We start from the raw sequence: 14,883 nt of genomic DNA, 5'->3' as shown, positions 1-14,883 counted from the left end.
GACTATGTCACGCCAAACTCCGTCACTTTCATTTGAAGTGTTCCCTCCAAACCCAGCTGTGGGTAATGATAAGATTATTTCCGCTCTTCAAGATATGCAGGAGCTAGCGCCACACTTTATCAGTGTGACGGCTAGTAATAATAAATTTAATATCAAGGAAACGACGGTTCGTTTGGCTGACTTTATCCAGAATGATTTGGCGATTCCAACCATTGCCCACTTACCAGCTATCTATCTGACCAAGGAAAAGGTTGCTGAAACCATTGCGGACTTGGACAAGGTTGGGGTACAGAAAATCTTAGCCTTGCGTGGGGATATCATCCCTGATGTGGTACCGCAAAAGGATTTCCGCTACGCAACAGACTTGATTGAGTTCATCAAGGAACAAGCACCTCACTTTGATATTGTCGGAGCTTGCTACCCAGAGGGACACCCTGACTCGCCGAACCAGATCTCGGATATCCAAAATCTCAAGAAGAAAGTGGATGCAGGCTGTTCAAGTCTCGTAACGCAACTTTTCTTTGACAATGAGCGTTTCTATGATTTCCAAGACAAGTGTACCTTGGCAGGGATTGATGTTCCTATTCATGCGGGTATCATGCCCATTCTTAACCGAAATCAAGCGCTTTGTCTCTTGAAAACGTGTGAGAATATCCATCTTCCACGAAAATTCAAGGCTATTTTAGACAAGTATGAGCATGACCCTGAGTCGCTTAGAGCAGCAGGACTTGCCTATGCCGTGGATCAGATTGTGGACTTAGTCACTCAGGATGTTGCTGGTGTGCATCTCTACACCATGAACAATGCTGAAACAGCAAAATACATCCACCAAGCAACCCATGCCTTGTTTAATCATCAGTCTTTAGGATAATAAAAAGCAAACCATTCTTCTCAGGTGAGAGGAATGGTTCCTTTTTAATAGAAAAGCCCGTACTTTTTAAGAAAAATATGATAAAATAGACTCTGTACGTACTTGATACAAAGATGAGGGTATAAAATAATACAATGCATTCAAACTGCAAGGTATAGCGACACGAGCGAGTCAAATCGATAATATGACGAGAGAGTTAGCAAAGCATTTAGTTAATCGTCTGATAGCGATTAGCGTGAAAGGATTAGATGCTTTAGCATCAAACCGTTCTAATGATTTATATCTTGATAATTGAACATGCCTACAGCTCTGTGGAAAAAGATAAATCTGCCTAGGAGCAGTCGCTCCGTCGTTCGATTTCCTATTTTCCTTTGAGTTGCTTAACGGCTTAGTATCTTGATAATTGAACCTGGCCGAAAAGCTGTGTAAAAAAGATAAACTGTCTTGTCTTCATCGAAGACTTCGTCAGTTTCCTATTTTTACTTTGCTTTTGACGTCCTTGGTATCTTGATCTTTGTAGGCAAGGCGTATAATTTCATCAATCCAAAGGGGATTAAAATGACAAAACAAGTGTTTCAAACGACTTTTGCGGGTCGTGAGTTAATCGTAGAGACTGGTCAGGTTGCTAAGCAAGCAAATGGCGCTGTTGTTGTGCGTTACGGTGAGTCAACTGTCTTGACTGCTGCTGTCATGTCTAAGAAAATGGCAACTGGGGATTTCTTCCCACTTCAAGTTAACTACGAAGAAAAAATGTATGCGGCTGGGAAGTTTCCTGGTGGCTTTATGAAACGTGAAGGACGTCCTTCAACAGATGCGACTTTGACAGCGCGTTTGATTGACCGTCCAATCCGTCCTATGTTTGCGGAAGGTTTCCGTAACGAAGTGCAAGTCATCAATACCGTCCTTTCTTATGATGAAAATGCATCTGCACCGATGGCAGCTATGTTTGGTTCATCCTTGGCACTTTCTATCTCCGATATTCCATTTGACGGACCTATTGCTGGGGTACAAGTGGGTTATGTAGATGGCCAAATCATCATCAACCCTACTCAAGAACAAGCAGAGCAATCTCTTCTTGAATTGACAGTAGCTGGTACCAAGCACGCTATTAACATGGTTGAGTCTGGTGCCAAAGAATTGTCAGAAGAAATCATGTTGGAAGCCCTTCTCAAAGGGCACGAAGCTGTTAAAGAATTGATTGCCTTCCAAGAAGAAATCGTTGCGGCAGTTGGTAAGGAAAAAGCAGAAGTGGAATTGCTTCACGTGGATGCTGACTTGCAAGCTGAAATCATCGCAGCCTATAACAGCGACCTCCAAAAAGCGGTTCAAGTAGAAGAAAAATTGGCTCGTGAAGCTGCAACTCAAGCAGTTAAAGACCAAGTAACCGCAGTTTATGAAGAAAAATATGCAGACCACGAAGAATTTGACCGTATCATGCGTGATGTGGCTGAAATCTTGGAACAAATGGAACATGCTGAAGTGCGCCGTTTGATCACAGAAGACAAGGTTCGTCCTGACGGTCGTAAGGTCGATGAAATCCGTCCTTTAGATGCACAAGTGGACTACCTTCCTCGTGTGCATGGTTCCGGTCTCTTTACTCGTGGACAAACTCAGGCTCTTTCAGTCTTGACCTTAGCTCCAATGGGAGAAACTCAAATCATCGATGGTTTGGACCCAGAGTACAAGAAACGCTTTATGCACCACTATAACTTCCCACAATACTCTGTAGGGGAAACTGGTCGTTACGGAGCGCCTGGTCGTCGTGAAATTGGTCACGGTGCTCTTGGTGAGCGTGCCCTTGCTCAAGTCTTGCCAAGTTTGGAAGAATTTCCATACGCGATCCGCTTGGTAGCTGAGGTCTTAGAATCAAACGGTTCATCTTCTCAAGCCTCTATCTGTGCGGGAACTCTTGCCCTTATGGCTGGTGGTGTGCCAATCAAGGCGCCAGTAGCTGGTATTGCTATGGGACTTATCTCAGATGGAAATAACTATACAGTATTGACAGATATCCAAGGTTTGGAAGACCACTTTGGAGACATGGACTTCAAGGTTGCCGGTACTCGTGACGGGATTACAGCCCTTCAAATGGATATCAAGATCCAAGGGATTACTGCAGAAATCTTGACGGAAGCCCTTGCCCAAGCCAAGAAAGCTCGTTTTGAAATCCTTGATGTGATTGAAGCAACCATTCCAGAAGTTCGTCCAGAATTGGCTCCAACTGCTCCGAAAATTGATACCATCAAGATCGATGCCGACAAGATCAAGATTGTCATCGGTAAGGGTGGAGAAACCATTGACAAGATCATCGCTGAAACAGGTGTTAAGATTGATATCGACGAAGAAGGTAATGTGTCCATCTACTCTAGCGACCAAGATGCCATTAACCGTACCAAAGAAATCATCGCTGGTTTGGTTCGTGAAGCCAAAGTGGATGAAGTTTACCATGCTAAGGTTGTTCGTATCGAGAAATTTGGAGCCTTTGTCAACCTCTTTGATAAGACAGATGCACTTGTGCACATTTCTGAAATGGCTTGGACACGTACCAACCGTGTCGAGGATTTGGTAGCTATCGGTGATGAAGTCGATGTTAAGGTTATCAAGATTGATGAAAAAGGCCGTATCGATGCCTCTATGAAGGTCCTTCTTCCTCGTCCGCCAAAACCTGAGCATGATGAAAAAGGCGAAAAGTCTGAGCGACCTCACCGTCCACGTCATCACAAGGATCACAAACCGAAGAAAGAAGTTACAGAAACACCAAAAGATTCAGAATAAGAAAAGGAGAAATGTATGGGATGGTGGCGCGAAACCATTGATATTGTAAAAGAAAATGATCCAGCGGCACGCAACAGTTTGGAAGTTTTGCTGACTTATCCAGGTGTCAAGGCCTTAGCGGCCCACCGTCTCTCGCATTTTCTATGGAAGCATGGCTTCAAACTCCTGGCTCGGATGCACAGTCAGTTTTGGCGCTTTTGGACTCAAATCGAGATTCATCCGGGTGCCCAGATTGACTCAGGTGTTTTTATCGACCATGGTTCAGGTCTGGTGATTGGAGAGACGGCGATTGTTGAAAAAGGTGTTCTTCTCTATCACGGAGTGACTCTTGGTGGAACAGGGAAGGATGTTGGTAAACGCCATCCGACTGTCCGAAAAGGGGCTCTCATATCAGCCCATGCCCAAGTCATCGGACCGGTAGAAATCGGCGAAAATGCCAAAGTCGGTGCTGCTGCAGTAGTCGTGGCAGATGTTCCGAGCGATGTGACAGTTGTCGGTATTCCAGCTAAGATTGTTCGCGTTCATGGACAGAAGGATGAACCAACGATCCACGAAGTCGAAGAAAAACGGGAGTACTACGTCAATAAACTAGAGCAGGCTAGAGAAGCCAGTCACAGATCGTCGGGGTTGTAGAGGATACCTATATGATTCAAGCAAGAAATAAGTTAAGCCAAGAGGAGTTATCTGAGGCGAAAAAACTAATTAACTGTTGCCAAGCCTATGATGGAACTTATCGTGATCCCTATCTTTCTAACATGCTTAATTTTGACCCAAACATGCCCGCCTTTTTCCTTTATTATGAAAAAGGCGAACTTGTTGGTCTATTAACTGTCTATGCTGATGACCAAGATGTGGAAGTGACGATACTGGTTCATCCAAATCATCGCCGTCAGGGAATTGCGCGTGCTTTGTTTACGAGTTTTGAGAAAGAAACGGCTTCTTTCCCTATTCGTTCAGTTACTTTTCAGACAGAACGTATTTTTCTAGAGCGTCATCCTGATTTTGTCAGCAACTGGGGATTGGTCGAGGATGAAGAGACAGAAACCTGGTTAGGTAAGGATAGAAGACCTTATCCGTTAGAAAAGATTTCCAATCTTGAAGTTTTGTTAGCAGATAGTTCGTATCAAGATCAAATTAGTCAGTTAAAATTTCAGGCATTTTCAGAGGAACCTGAATCTAGAGAAGTTGAGGATAGATATGTCGCTGAAGCTCTGAAAGATCCAGAAAGTCGCCTATATATTTTATTAAAAAACGGTCAGGTTATTGGGACTTGCACGGTAGATTTATCGACTAATACGAATTACTTCTACGGTTTAGCAATATCAGAACTTGAACGTGGCAAAGGCTATGGAAGTTACTTAGCAAAATCCCTTGTCAACCAACTGATTGAGCAAAATGATAAGGAATTTCAGATTGCAGTAGAGGACTGCAACGTAGGTGCCAAGCGCTTGTATGAAAAAATCGGCTTTGTCAAACAGACACAGGTAGTTTATTTGAATGAGAAAGAGTAGAAAAATGCTATTAGAAGAATTCGAAAATGTACCTGCTGTTATCGAACCAACTGATCGAAGTATTCGTGGTGGTGGAGAAATCTGTGACACAATTATTTTATCTTTTAATGGAGAAATCGTTGAACGAGTAAAGCAGTTTGAAGATGTTTACGAAGGTGGCTATCTAACCAATCTAAATGGCAGACTTCCATGGTATATCTATGAAAAAGATGGGAGTAAGGTAGCAGTTGCTATAGCTACGATTGGAGCCCCGATGGTTGTTGGACTCTTAGAAGAACTCAAAGCAAGAGGATTTAAGAACTTTATTGTTTTGGGTTCTTGCGGAGTTCTAGATCAGTCTATTCAGGCAGATAAGATTATTCTACCAAGTTCAGCTCTACGTGATGAAGGTACAAGTTACCATTACGCTCCTGCAAGTGATGAGATAGCTTATGACGAAACTTTGCTTTTAACCATGGAAGAAGCTTTGAACAAATCTTGCATTGAGCACATTCGAACAAAGGCTTGGACCACAGATGCTTTCTATCGTGAAACAGCCGATAAGGTCAAACGTAGATTAGCAGCAGGTGCGACTGTTGTGGATATGGAAGCTTCTGCAATCATGGCTTGGACGCAATTTCGACAAGCAAAAGTCTATCAATTTTTTTATACGGCTGATTATGTTGACCATCACAATCATGAGTGGGATGCAAGACATGAAGAAAGAAAAGCAGATGCTATGACTTTCTTTGAGATAGCCTTAGTAATTGCTAGAGAGTTGGATTAAAATGACTCTTTACGATAAACAAGAAACAGAAAGGAGACAGTGAGTGATTAAAATCTATGACACCATGTCTCGTGATTTGCGAGAATTTCTCCCTATCGAGGACGGCAAGGTCAAGATGTATGTCTGTGGGCCAACCGTGTACAACTATATCCACGTGGGGAATGCCCGTTCAACAGTGGCTTTTGATACCATTCGTCGTTATTTCGAATACCGTGGCTACGAAGTTGCCTATATTTCCAACTTTACAGATGTAGACGATAAGATTATCAACCGTGCCAAGGAAGAAGGTATCACACCTCTGGAGGTTGCGGACAAGTACATCGCTGCCTTTCGTGAGGATGTGACAGCTTTGGGCGTGAAACCTGCGACTCGCCATCCGCGTGTAGTAGAGTTTATGGCGGACATCATTCGTTTTGTGGAAGACTTGATTGAAAAAGGTTATGCTTACGAGAGTCAAGGAGATGTTTACTTCCGAGTGGAAAAATCCCACAATTACGCCAAATTGGCTAACAAAACCTTGGAAGATTTGGAGCTGGGTGCTTCAGGTCGTACCGATGAAGAAACAGCTCGCAAGGAAAATCCTGTAGACTTTGCTCTTTGGAAAGCTGCAAAACCAGGCGAGATTTCTTGGGACAGTCCTTGGGGACCTGGTCGTCCGGGCTGGCATATCGAGTGTTCGGTCATGTCAACAGAGATTTTGGGCGATACCATTGATATTCACGGTGGGGGAGCCGATCTGGAGTTTCCTCATCATACCAATGAAATTGCCCAGTCAGAAGCCAAAACAGGCAAGACTTTTGCCAACTACTGGATGCACAACGGCTTTGTCAATATCGACAATGTCAAGATGTCCAAGTCCTTGGGCAACTTTATCACTGTGCATGATGCATTGAAGACTATCGATGGCCAAGTGTTGCGTTTCTTCTTTGCGACTCAGCATTACCGTAAACCAATCAACTTTACTGAAAAGGCAGTGCGTGATGCAGAGACCAATCTCAAATATCTGAAAAACACTTACGAGCAACCATTTACAGGAACTGTGGACGCCCAAGACTTGCAAGCTTTTAAAGACAAGTTTGTAGCAGCTATGGATGAGGACTTTAACTCTGCCAATGGCATCACAGTTGTCTTTGAAATGGCTAAGTGGATCAACTCCGGCAACTATGATGCAAGTGTTAAGCAAGCTCTTGAGGATATGTTGGAGGTCTTTGGTATTGTCTTTGTCGAGGAAGTTTTGGATGCAGAAATTGAAGCCTTAATCCAAAAACGTCAAGAGGCGCGTGCGAATCGTGACTTTGCAACAGCAGACCAAATCCGTGACCAATTGGCTGCTCAAGGAATTAAGCTCCTTGACACCAAGGATGGAGTGAGGTGGACACGTGATTGATGTCAATCTCATTAATGGGATTGCGCTGGCTTTTGAGGGGGATGCGGTTTATTCCATGTATATTCGCCGCCACCTCATCCTCAAAGGCATGACCAAGCCCAATAAACTTCACCAAGAGGCGACCAAGTATGTCTCAGCCAAGGCTCAGGCTCGTCTGATTGCCCTCATGTTGGAGGAGCAAGTCCTTACGGAAAAGGAAGAAGAAATCTATAAACGAGGTCGCAATACCAATAGTCATACAAAGGCTAAAAATGCAGATGTGGTGACCTACCGCATGTCTACAGGTTTTGAAGCAGTGATGGGCTATCTCCATTTGACTGAAAACCTGGAGCGGCTAGAAACCTTAATTGCTTGGTGCATCCAAAAAGTGGAGGGCTAGAATATGATTGCAAAGGAATTACAAGACTGGTTTCCTGAAGCTCAGATTTCAGATCAGCCGATTGAGAGACTAGGCTATCTTACTCTTCCTTTAGCCTCTCAGCAGTGGATTTTACTAGAGGAAGCTGGGCTCAGCGAGCGTGAAAAGCAGCTGGTTGCCCTTTTGACCCAGCAGGAGCAGGCTCATTCGCTCAATCCTTGGTATCCCTATCTGATTGAGGGAAAGGGGCAGGCACCGCAAGCTTTCAAAAAGATTCAACTGGTTTATTGCCATCTGTCTTATTATCAACAGGAAAATCTGGCCTCTTGGCTGGATATGATGCGGACTCTTTTTCCCAACTGTCAGACGGTGCTGCAGGTTGGAGCTCAGGATTATGTTTTCGTGCTGCAACAAGATAAGTACACTTCTGTACGTTCAATCTTATCTGATACGATTGAAGCGGTAGAGTATGACTTTGGTCTTCGTCTGTCTATCATGTTGGGGCAGGTTTGGTCTCAGACAGGCCATCAAGCCCTATCAGACTTAATCAAAGCAGAGCGAGATTTGTTTAAGACATGGTGGCGTCAGGGGCATCAAGGTGTTCATACCTTTTCACAGCTCTATCTTTGGAGTATGGGAGAAAGACTAGTGGACCTGAGAGTCATTAAAGAATGCTTGCACCAGATGATTTTGGATCAGGACCAGATTCAGGAAATCATTCTCTCCCTTTGGGAAAATAGTGCTGTCCTAACTAAAACAGCCCAGCAACTCTATCTGCACCGCAACTCTCTCCAATACAAGATTGATAGATGGGAAGAATTGACAGGGCTTCAGTTGAAGGAGTTGACGGATCTCACCCTTTGTTATCAGTTGATTTTACCAGATATTCTCTAAAGTTTTGTGCAAGTTGCACAGAACTTTTTTGTTTTTTTGGTCACCTTGCCATAGAAAAGTAAAGCGTTTTCATCTATAATAAAACTATCAAAAGACAAAAGGAGTTCACCTCGATGGTAGAATTAAATCTTAAAAACATTTACAAAAAATATCCAAACAGCGAACACTACTCAGTTGAAGACTTCAACTTGGACATCAAAGACAAAGAATTTATCGTTTTCGTAGGTCCTTCAGGATGTGGTAAATCAACGACTCTTCGTATGATTGCTGGTCTTGAAGACATCACAGAAGGTACTGCATCTATCGATGGCGTGGTTGTCAACGACGTAGCTCCAAAAGACCGTGACATCGCCATGGTATTCCAAAACTACGCTCTTTACCCACACATGACTGTATATGACAACATGGCTTTCGGTTTGAAATTGCGTAAATACAGCAAGGAAGACATCGACAAACGTGTACAAGAAGCAGCAGCAATCCTTGGTTTGAAAGAATTCTTGGATCGTAAACCTGCTGACCTCTCAGGTGGTCAACGTCAACGTGTTGCCATGGGTCGTGCCATCGTCCGTGATGCAAAAGTGTTCTTGATGGACGAACCTTTGTCAAACTTGGATGCCAAACTTCGTGTATCTATGCGTGCTGAAATTGCGAAGATTCACCGTCGTATCGGAGCTACAACTATCTACGTAACCCACGACCAAACAGAAGCGATGACACTTGCTGACCGTATCGTTATCATGTCAGCAACTAAAAACCCTGCTGGTACAGGTACTATCGGACGTGTAGAACAAATCGGTACTCCTCAAGAAGTTTACAAAAACCCAGTTAACAAGTTCGTAGCAGGATTTATCGGAAGCCCAGCTATGAACTTCATCAATGTGAAATTAGAAGGCAATGAAATTGTTTCTGACGGTTTCCGCTTGAAAGTTCCAGAAGGTGCTTTGAAAGTTCTTCGTGAAAAAGGCTACGAAGGAAAAGAATTGATCTTCGGTATTCGTCCAGAAGACGTGAATGCAGAACCTGCTTTCCTTGAAACATTCCCAGAATCAGTTGTCAAAGCTACTATCTCTGTATCAGAATTGCTTGGTTCAGAATCTCATCTTTACTGTCAAGTTGGTAAAGACGAATTTGTTGCTAAAGTGGATGCTCGTGACTACTTGCAAACAGGTGCAACAGTTGAACTTGGATTTGACTTGAACAAAGCACACTTCTTCGACGTAGAAACTGAAAAAACAGTCTACTAAGCAAATGAAATGTCAAAACACTGCTAGAGAAATCTGGCAGTGTTTTTCTTTTAAATGCTTGTTATTGGTATAAAAACGGTTTTTTCTAGTTTTCATATCCTTAAAAAAGTGATAAAATGGTAGAAGAATTGGAGAGTATAGATGCCGAAAGAAGTGAATTTGACGGGCGATCAGGTAGTCGCTTTAACGAGAGAATATTTAACAAAGGAAGACGTTGCTTTTGTACAAAAAGCATTGATTTATGCGGTAGATTGTCATAGTGGGCAGTTTCGGAAATCAGGTGAGCCCTATATTATCCATCCCATTCAGGTGGCAGGAATTCTGGCTAAGCTCAAGCTGGATGCCGTAACCGTCGCCTGTGGTTTTTTGCATGACGTTGTTGAAGACACAGATGCTACACTAGATGATCTGGAGCGGGAATTTGGTCATGATGTTCGAATTATCGTTGATGGGGTGACCAAGCTTGGTAAGGTTGAGTACAAATCACTTGAGGAACAATTGGCTGAAAATCACCGCAAGATGCTCATGGCCATGTCTGAAGATATCCGTGTTATCTTGGTTAAATTATCGGACCGTTTGCACAATATGCGGACTCTCAAACACCTGCGAAAGGACAAGCAAGAACGTATCTCCAGAGAAACCATGGAAATTTACGCACCACTAGCTCATCGTCTAGGGATTTCCAGTGTCAAGTGGGAGTTGGAAGATTTATCTTTCCGTTACCTCAATCCAACTGAGTTTTACAAGATTACTCACATGATGAAGGAGAAACGCAGAGAACGTGAGGCTTTGGTCGATGAAGTCGTAACCAAGTTGGAGGACTATGCTACCGAACGCAATCTCAAAGGGAAAATCTATGGTCGTCCTAAGCATATCTATTCTATCTATCGCAAGATGCAGGATAAGAAAAAACGCTTTGAGGAGATTTATGACCTGATTGCCATTCGCTGTATCTTAGATACCCAGAGTGATGTTTACGCCATGTTGGGTTATGTGCATGAACTTTGGAAACCTATGCCAGGCCGCTTCAAAGACTATATCGCTAATCGTAAGGCCAACGGTTACCAGTCTATCCATACGACCGTCTATGGACCAAAAGGACCGATTGAATTCCAGATTCGGACCAAGGAAATGCACGAAGTGGCTGAGTACGGGGTAGCAGCTCACTGGGCCTATAAGAAAGGCATTAAAGGGCAGGTCAACAGCAAGGAATCTGCTATTGGGATGAACTGGATCAAGGAGATGATGGAGCTCCAAGACCAGGCTGATGATGCCAAGGAATTTGTGGACTCTGTTAAAGAAAACTATCTGGCGGAGGAGATTTACGTTTTTACCCCAGATGGTGCAGTTCGCTCCCTTCCAAAAGATTCAGGACCGATTGACTTTGCCTATGAAATCCATACCAAAGTCGGTGAAAAAGCGACCGGTGCCAAGGTCAATGGTCGTATGGTTCCGCTGACAACCAAGCTCAAGACAGGGGATCAGGTTGAAATTATCACTAACCCTAACTCGTTTGGTCCGAGTCGTGACTGGCTCAACATGGTCAAGACCAGCAAGGCGCGCAACAAGATTCGCCAGTTCTTTAAAAATCAAGACAAGGAATTATCCGTTAACAAGGGCCGTGAGATGCTGATGGCCCAGTTCCAAGAAAACGGTTATGTGGCCAATAAATTCATGGACAAGCGTCACATGGACGAGGTCCTTCAAAAGACCAGCTACAAGACAGAGGAAGCTCTCTATGCTGCTATTGGTTTTGGAGAAATCGGTGCGATTACCGTCTTTAACCGTTTGACAGAAAAGGAACGCCGTGAGGAAGAACGTGCCAAGGCCAAGGCGGAAGCAGAAGAGCTTGTCAAAGGTGGCGAAGTTAAGGTTGAAAATAAAGAAACCCTCAAGGTCAAGCATGAGGGTGGTGTGGTCATTGAAGGAGCCTCAGGTCTCCTAGTACGGATTGCTAAGTGTTGTAATCCAGTGCCAGGTGACGACATTGTTGGCTACATTACCAAGGGTCGTGGTGTAGCTATTCACCGTGTGGACTGTATGAATCTCCGTGCCCAAGAAAACTACGAGCAACGTCTCCTTGATGTGGAATGGGAAGATCAATTCTCAAGCAAGGAATACACTGCGCACATCGATATCTACGGACTCAACCGTACAGGGCTTTTGAACGATGTTTTACAAGTTCTCTCTAACACAACTAAGAATATCTCAACCGTTAATGCTCAACCAACTAAGGATATGAAATTTGCCAATATCCATGTCTCCTTTGGGATTTCCAACCTCTCTACACTGACTACAGTCGTGGATAAGATTAAGAGTGTGCCAGAGGTCTACTCTGTCAAACGGACCAATGGCTAATTCTCCCCTCAGTTACTAGAAAGGCTATTATGAAAATCATTATCCAACGGGTTAAAAAAGCCCAAGTGAGTATCGAAGGTCAGGTTCAGGGAAAAATCAATCAGGGGCTCTTATTACTGGTCGGTGTTGGCCCAGAGGACCAAAAGGAAGATTTGGACTATGCTGTGAGAAAACTTGTCAATATGCGGATTTTTTCAGATGTAGAAGGCAAGATGAATCTGTCTGTTAAGGATATTGAGGGGGAAATCCTTTCGATTTCTCAGTTTACCCTCTTTGCGGATACCAAGAAAGGCAATCGTCCAGCTTTTATAGGTGCAGCCAAGCCGGATATGGCATCAGACTTCTATGACGCTTTCAATCAAAAATTAGCTCAAGAAGTGCCCGTTCAGACAGGTATCTTTGGAGCGGATATGCAGGTGGAGCTGGTTAATGATGGACCAGTCACCATTATCCTTGATACTAAAAATAGATAAGAAAACCAAGCCCAGCTGGCTTGGTTTTTGTTTAGAGATACTCCCAGAAGGCAATGTGTTTGTCGTAAAAGTCTGGATAGTTTTCTCTTAGGTGGCTAGCCGTCAGATAATAAAAAGTAGAATGCCAAGAAGTGACGATTGGCATAAGAGAGGAAAATCGCTGAGAACTAGTGAAGGCTAAAAGGACAAAAAATAGAAAATCAATGGAGAGAACCCCTAAATAGTAGAAGCGAATCTTTTTATTGATTTGAGGATAAATCTCAACGAAATGATGTTTGAGTCGGTTGAACAAGCGAAATAGCAGGAGTCCTTGAGCAAGGAGGAAAATAAAACCAGAGAGCAAGAGGCAGTCCAAAGATATCTCGGGTCTAGTTGTAAAAAATACAAATAGTAGCAAATCGCTGACTGCAATGGCTGCGAAGTGTAGTCTAAAGAGCTTTTTCATAGGAAAACCTCCCTCTTTTATCTAGCTTCATTCTACACCAAACGAATGAGAGTTACAACTAATACTCAATGAAAATCAAAAAGCGAACTAGGAAGCTAGCCACAGGTTGCTCAAAGCACTGCTTTGAGGTTGTAGATAAGACTGACGAAGTCAGTTACATATATCTACGGCAAGGCGAAGCTGACGTGGTTTGAAGAGATTTTCGAAGAGTATAAAATGATAATAAATAGTAGAAGGAAGATTCTATTAAGTCGTCTTGCTTTCTTTATTTGAGTTTCCTTCTGTTATCTATCTTCTTTGTCATTCCAGACAAATAAAGCTCCGATTGCATTGAGGATATAAAAGATGTATTTACCGATATTAGCGAAGTTGCCTTGAATGCCAGCCTTTGTCAGCTGCACAAAATTGTAAATCAACCAAAATCCCCACTGAGTTGTCAGTTTTAATGCGTTTAAAGCATTGGCAATGAGGGACAGTGCAAAGGCAATAGTTGTCACGTAGGCAAGGAGATTCATCTTTCCTCCATAGCCGATATAGTTGGTCACAAAGGCAAAGAGGAAGGCGATGATTGAAATGATGATGGCTGCCAATTTTACCTGTTTTTGGCTCATTTGGTTGGGTCTACCTTCTTTCGAAGCTTCCCATTTCTTAATAGCAAAGGTATAGATGAGAAAGGTAACAGGATAGGTGATAATGGCCGCCTTATTTCCAAGGATATAATCAATGGTACCAGACAAAATCGTATTGACAATGCCAAAGTAATTTCCCCATTTGCTTAATTTTCCCGTGAAACGAGTGGACAACATGGAAATCCCAACGTTGGTTACGGAAATCAATCCAAAGGGAACAAGTGCAGTCCATGGTCCCCAGTCTACAAATTTGTCGAGACGTGAGTTGAGGTAACCAGATGCAATCGCAATCCCAACGACCAAAGCAACCCCGAAAAGGTCAAACCATTTGGATGTCGCAAAAATTTTTAGTGATTTTTTCATATGTTAAACTATCTTTCTTTTTTTTAACAAATATTCTACAACTAAATGAAAGCAAAATCAAATGATAGAAATAAAACCCTGAAAATAAAATTTTCAGGGGTGGTTGGGGTACTTGAGAAATTAGTTGATTTTTTCGACATAGAGTTGTTTGGCGATATCCATACTAACTTGGAGGTCTTCGTCTTTGTTGACCAGAGTAAAGCTATTGGAAAAGCTATCAAACTGCTTGACTTGGAGTTGGTCACCGATATGAATCTCATACTTTTCTAAGTATTTAAGCAAGTCAAAACTATCGTGAACCCGAGTCAGGAGATAGGTTCCAGCTTCTTGGACGTCTGCCAGTGGTAAGTTGTTGATTTCAACCAAGAGCTCTCCCTTGGCTGGGATGGTTCCTCCGTGGGGACAGGTTTTAGGGAAACCCAGCAGTTTATCCAGTCTCTCTACGAAGAGGTCGGATACAGTGTGCTCTAGAACTTCAGCTTCCTCGTGGATTTGATCGCTGGTATAGTCAAGATGGTGGACTAGAAAGACTTCAATCAACCGGTGTTTACGATAGAGCTCAGAGACCAGTTTGAGGCCAATATCTGTCAATAGATAGCCGTTCTCCTTGTCCTTGAGGATGAGGTTTTCACTTTTCATGCGTTTGATCATCTCTGTTACAGCAGGTGGAGAGACCTGCATACGGGCAGCAATTTCTTTATTGGTGATTTTCTGCATCTCCGTACCGATTTCATAAATACATTTTAGATAGTCTTCTTTATTTGGCGTCATTCGTTTCCTCTTGTCTTTTCTCTCCATCTAGTATATCAAAA

14 protein-coding genes are annotated in these 14,883 nt (G+C 43.1%); 11 read left to right on the top strand and 3 right to left on the bottom strand.

What is annotated here, in order from left to right; translation table 11 throughout:
- Window positions 1-4: 4 nt before the first annotated feature.
- From metF to dtd, 11 genes are all read left to right on the top strand, one after another.
- On the top strand, window positions 5-871 hold the full coding sequence (gene metF / locus I2H52_RS05210; RefSeq protein WP_195594547.1) for a methylenetetrahydrofolate reductase [NAD(P)H]: 867 nt from the start codon (window positions 5-7) through the stop codon (window positions 869-871).
- Between the two features lie 558 nt (window positions 872-1,429).
- Window positions 1,430-3,643, top strand: coding sequence for a polyribonucleotide nucleotidyltransferase (gene pnp, locus I2H52_RS05205; protein WP_195594544.1), 2,214 nt, complete (start codon window positions 1,430-1,432; stop codon window positions 3,641-3,643).
- A gap of 15 nt (window positions 3,644-3,658) precedes the next feature.
- A complete protein-coding gene (gene cysE, locus I2H52_RS05200) occupies window positions 3,659-4,276 on the top strand; it encodes a serine O-acetyltransferase (RefSeq protein WP_000539961.1) in 618 nt (205 codons plus the stop codon).
- An 11-nt stretch (window positions 4,277-4,287) separates the two neighbouring features.
- On the top strand, window positions 4,288-5,154 hold the full coding sequence (locus I2H52_RS05195; RefSeq protein ID WP_000613642.1) for a GNAT family N-acetyltransferase: 867 nt from the start codon (window positions 4,288-4,290) through the stop codon (window positions 5,152-5,154).
- A gap of 4 nt (window positions 5,155-5,158) precedes the next feature.
- Complete coding sequence (locus I2H52_RS05190; protein WP_084940069.1) at window positions 5,159-5,920, top strand: nucleoside phosphorylase; 762 nt, start codon at window positions 5,159-5,161, stop codon at window positions 5,918-5,920.
- Window positions 5,921-5,963: 43 nt separating this feature from the next.
- Window positions 5,964-7,307 (top strand): cysteine--tRNA ligase, encoded by a 1,344-nt coding sequence (gene cysS / locus I2H52_RS05185; RefSeq protein ID WP_000591084.1) that lies wholly within the window; start codon window positions 5,964-5,966, stop codon window positions 7,305-7,307.
- On the top strand, window positions 7,300-7,686 hold the full coding sequence (locus I2H52_RS05180) for a Mini-ribonuclease 3 (RefSeq protein WP_000567910.1): 387 nt from the start codon (window positions 7,300-7,302) through the stop codon (window positions 7,684-7,686). Before cysS ends, I2H52_RS05180 begins: the two co-directional genes overlap by 8 nt.
- Window positions 7,687-7,689: 3 nt before the next feature.
- A complete protein-coding gene (locus I2H52_RS05175) occupies window positions 7,690-8,559 on the top strand; it encodes a helix-turn-helix domain-containing protein (RefSeq protein WP_195594542.1) in 870 nt (289 codons plus the stop codon).
- A 113-nt stretch (window positions 8,560-8,672) separates the two neighbouring features.
- Window positions 8,673-9,803 (top strand): ABC transporter ATP-binding protein, encoded by a 1,131-nt coding sequence (locus I2H52_RS05170; RefSeq protein WP_000229937.1) that lies wholly within the window; start codon window positions 8,673-8,675, stop codon window positions 9,801-9,803.
- 141 nt (window positions 9,804-9,944) lie between these two features.
- Complete coding sequence (locus I2H52_RS05165; RefSeq protein ID WP_001123779.1) at window positions 9,945-12,161, top strand: RelA/SpoT family protein; 2,217 nt, start codon at window positions 9,945-9,947, stop codon at window positions 12,159-12,161.
- A 29-nt stretch (window positions 12,162-12,190) separates the two neighbouring features.
- Window positions 12,191-12,634, top strand: a complete 444-nt coding sequence (gene dtd, locus I2H52_RS05160) for a D-aminoacyl-tRNA deacylase (RefSeq protein ID WP_195594539.1) — start codon at window positions 12,191-12,193, stop codon at window positions 12,632-12,634.
- A 31-nt stretch (window positions 12,635-12,665) separates the two neighbouring features.
- Here the strand turns inward: dtd and I2H52_RS05155 are convergent, their stop codons facing one another.
- The 3 genes from I2H52_RS05155 to I2H52_RS05145 all read right to left on the bottom strand — a co-directional run bounded on the left by I2H52_RS05155 (window position 12,666) and on the right by I2H52_RS05145 (window position 14,842).
- The gene (locus I2H52_RS05155) at window positions 12,666-13,079 is read right to left on the bottom strand and encodes a hypothetical protein (RefSeq protein ID WP_195594536.1); all 414 of its coding nucleotides are present in this window, start codon (window positions 13,077-13,079) and stop codon (window positions 12,666-12,668) included.
- 284 nt (window positions 13,080-13,363) lie between these two features.
- Window positions 13,364-14,071: a nicotinamide mononucleotide transporter gene (locus I2H52_RS05150; RefSeq protein WP_195594533.1), complete on the bottom strand. Its 708-nt coding sequence runs from the start codon at window positions 14,069-14,071 to the stop codon at window positions 13,364-13,366.
- Window positions 14,072-14,191: 120 nt separating this feature from the next.
- The gene (locus tag I2H52_RS05145; RefSeq protein ID WP_033605978.1) at window positions 14,192-14,842 is read right to left on the bottom strand and encodes a metal-dependent transcriptional regulator; all 651 of its coding nucleotides are present in this window, start codon (window positions 14,840-14,842) and stop codon (window positions 14,192-14,194) included.
- Between the last annotated feature and the right edge of the window lie 41 nt (window positions 14,843-14,883).

It is taken from the genome of Streptococcus oralis (genome assembly GCF_015561235.1).
GTDB lineage: Bacteria > Bacillota > Bacilli > Lactobacillales > Streptococcaceae > Streptococcus > Streptococcus oralis_BK.
This window is presented reverse-complemented; position numbering and strand designations above follow the sequence as displayed.

Excerpts from the sequence above, each read along its gene's own strand:
- I2H52_RS05195 (WP_000613642.1), top strand. The coding sequence starts at position 4,288 with ATGATTCAAGCAAGAAATAAGTTAAGCCAAGAGGAGTTATCTGAGGCG.
- I2H52_RS05155 (WP_195594536.1), bottom strand. The coding sequence starts at position 13,079 with ATGAAAAAGCTCTTTAGACTACACTTCGCAGCCATTGCAGTCAGCGAT.
- I2H52_RS05165 (WP_001123779.1), top strand. The coding sequence starts at position 9,945 with ATGCCGAAAGAAGTGAATTTGACGGGCGATCAGGTAGTCGCTTTAACG.
- I2H52_RS05145 (WP_033605978.1), bottom strand. The coding sequence starts at position 14,842 with ATGACGCCAAATAAAGAAGACTATCTAAAATGTATTTATGAAATCGGT.
- dtd (WP_195594539.1), top strand. The coding sequence starts at position 12,191 with ATGAAAATCATTATCCAACGGGTTAAAAAAGCCCAAGTGAGTATCGAA.
- I2H52_RS05150 (WP_195594533.1), bottom strand. The coding sequence starts at position 14,071 with ATGAAAAAATCACTAAAAATTTTTGCGACATCCAAATGGTTTGACCTT.
- I2H52_RS05190 (WP_084940069.1), top strand. The coding sequence starts at position 5,159 with ATGCTATTAGAAGAATTCGAAAATGTACCTGCTGTTATCGAACCAACT.
- I2H52_RS05175 (WP_195594542.1), top strand. The coding sequence starts at position 7,690 with ATGATTGCAAAGGAATTACAAGACTGGTTTCCTGAAGCTCAGATTTCA.
- metF (WP_195594547.1), top strand. The coding sequence starts at position 5 with ATGTCACGCCAAACTCCGTCACTTTCATTTGAAGTGTTCCCTCCAAAC.
- I2H52_RS05170 (WP_000229937.1), top strand. The coding sequence starts at position 8,673 with ATGGTAGAATTAAATCTTAAAAACATTTACAAAAAATATCCAAACAGC.
- cysE (WP_000539961.1), top strand. The coding sequence starts at position 3,659 with ATGGGATGGTGGCGCGAAACCATTGATATTGTAAAAGAAAATGATCCA.
- pnp (WP_195594544.1), top strand. The coding sequence starts at position 1,430 with ATGACAAAACAAGTGTTTCAAACGACTTTTGCGGGTCGTGAGTTAATC.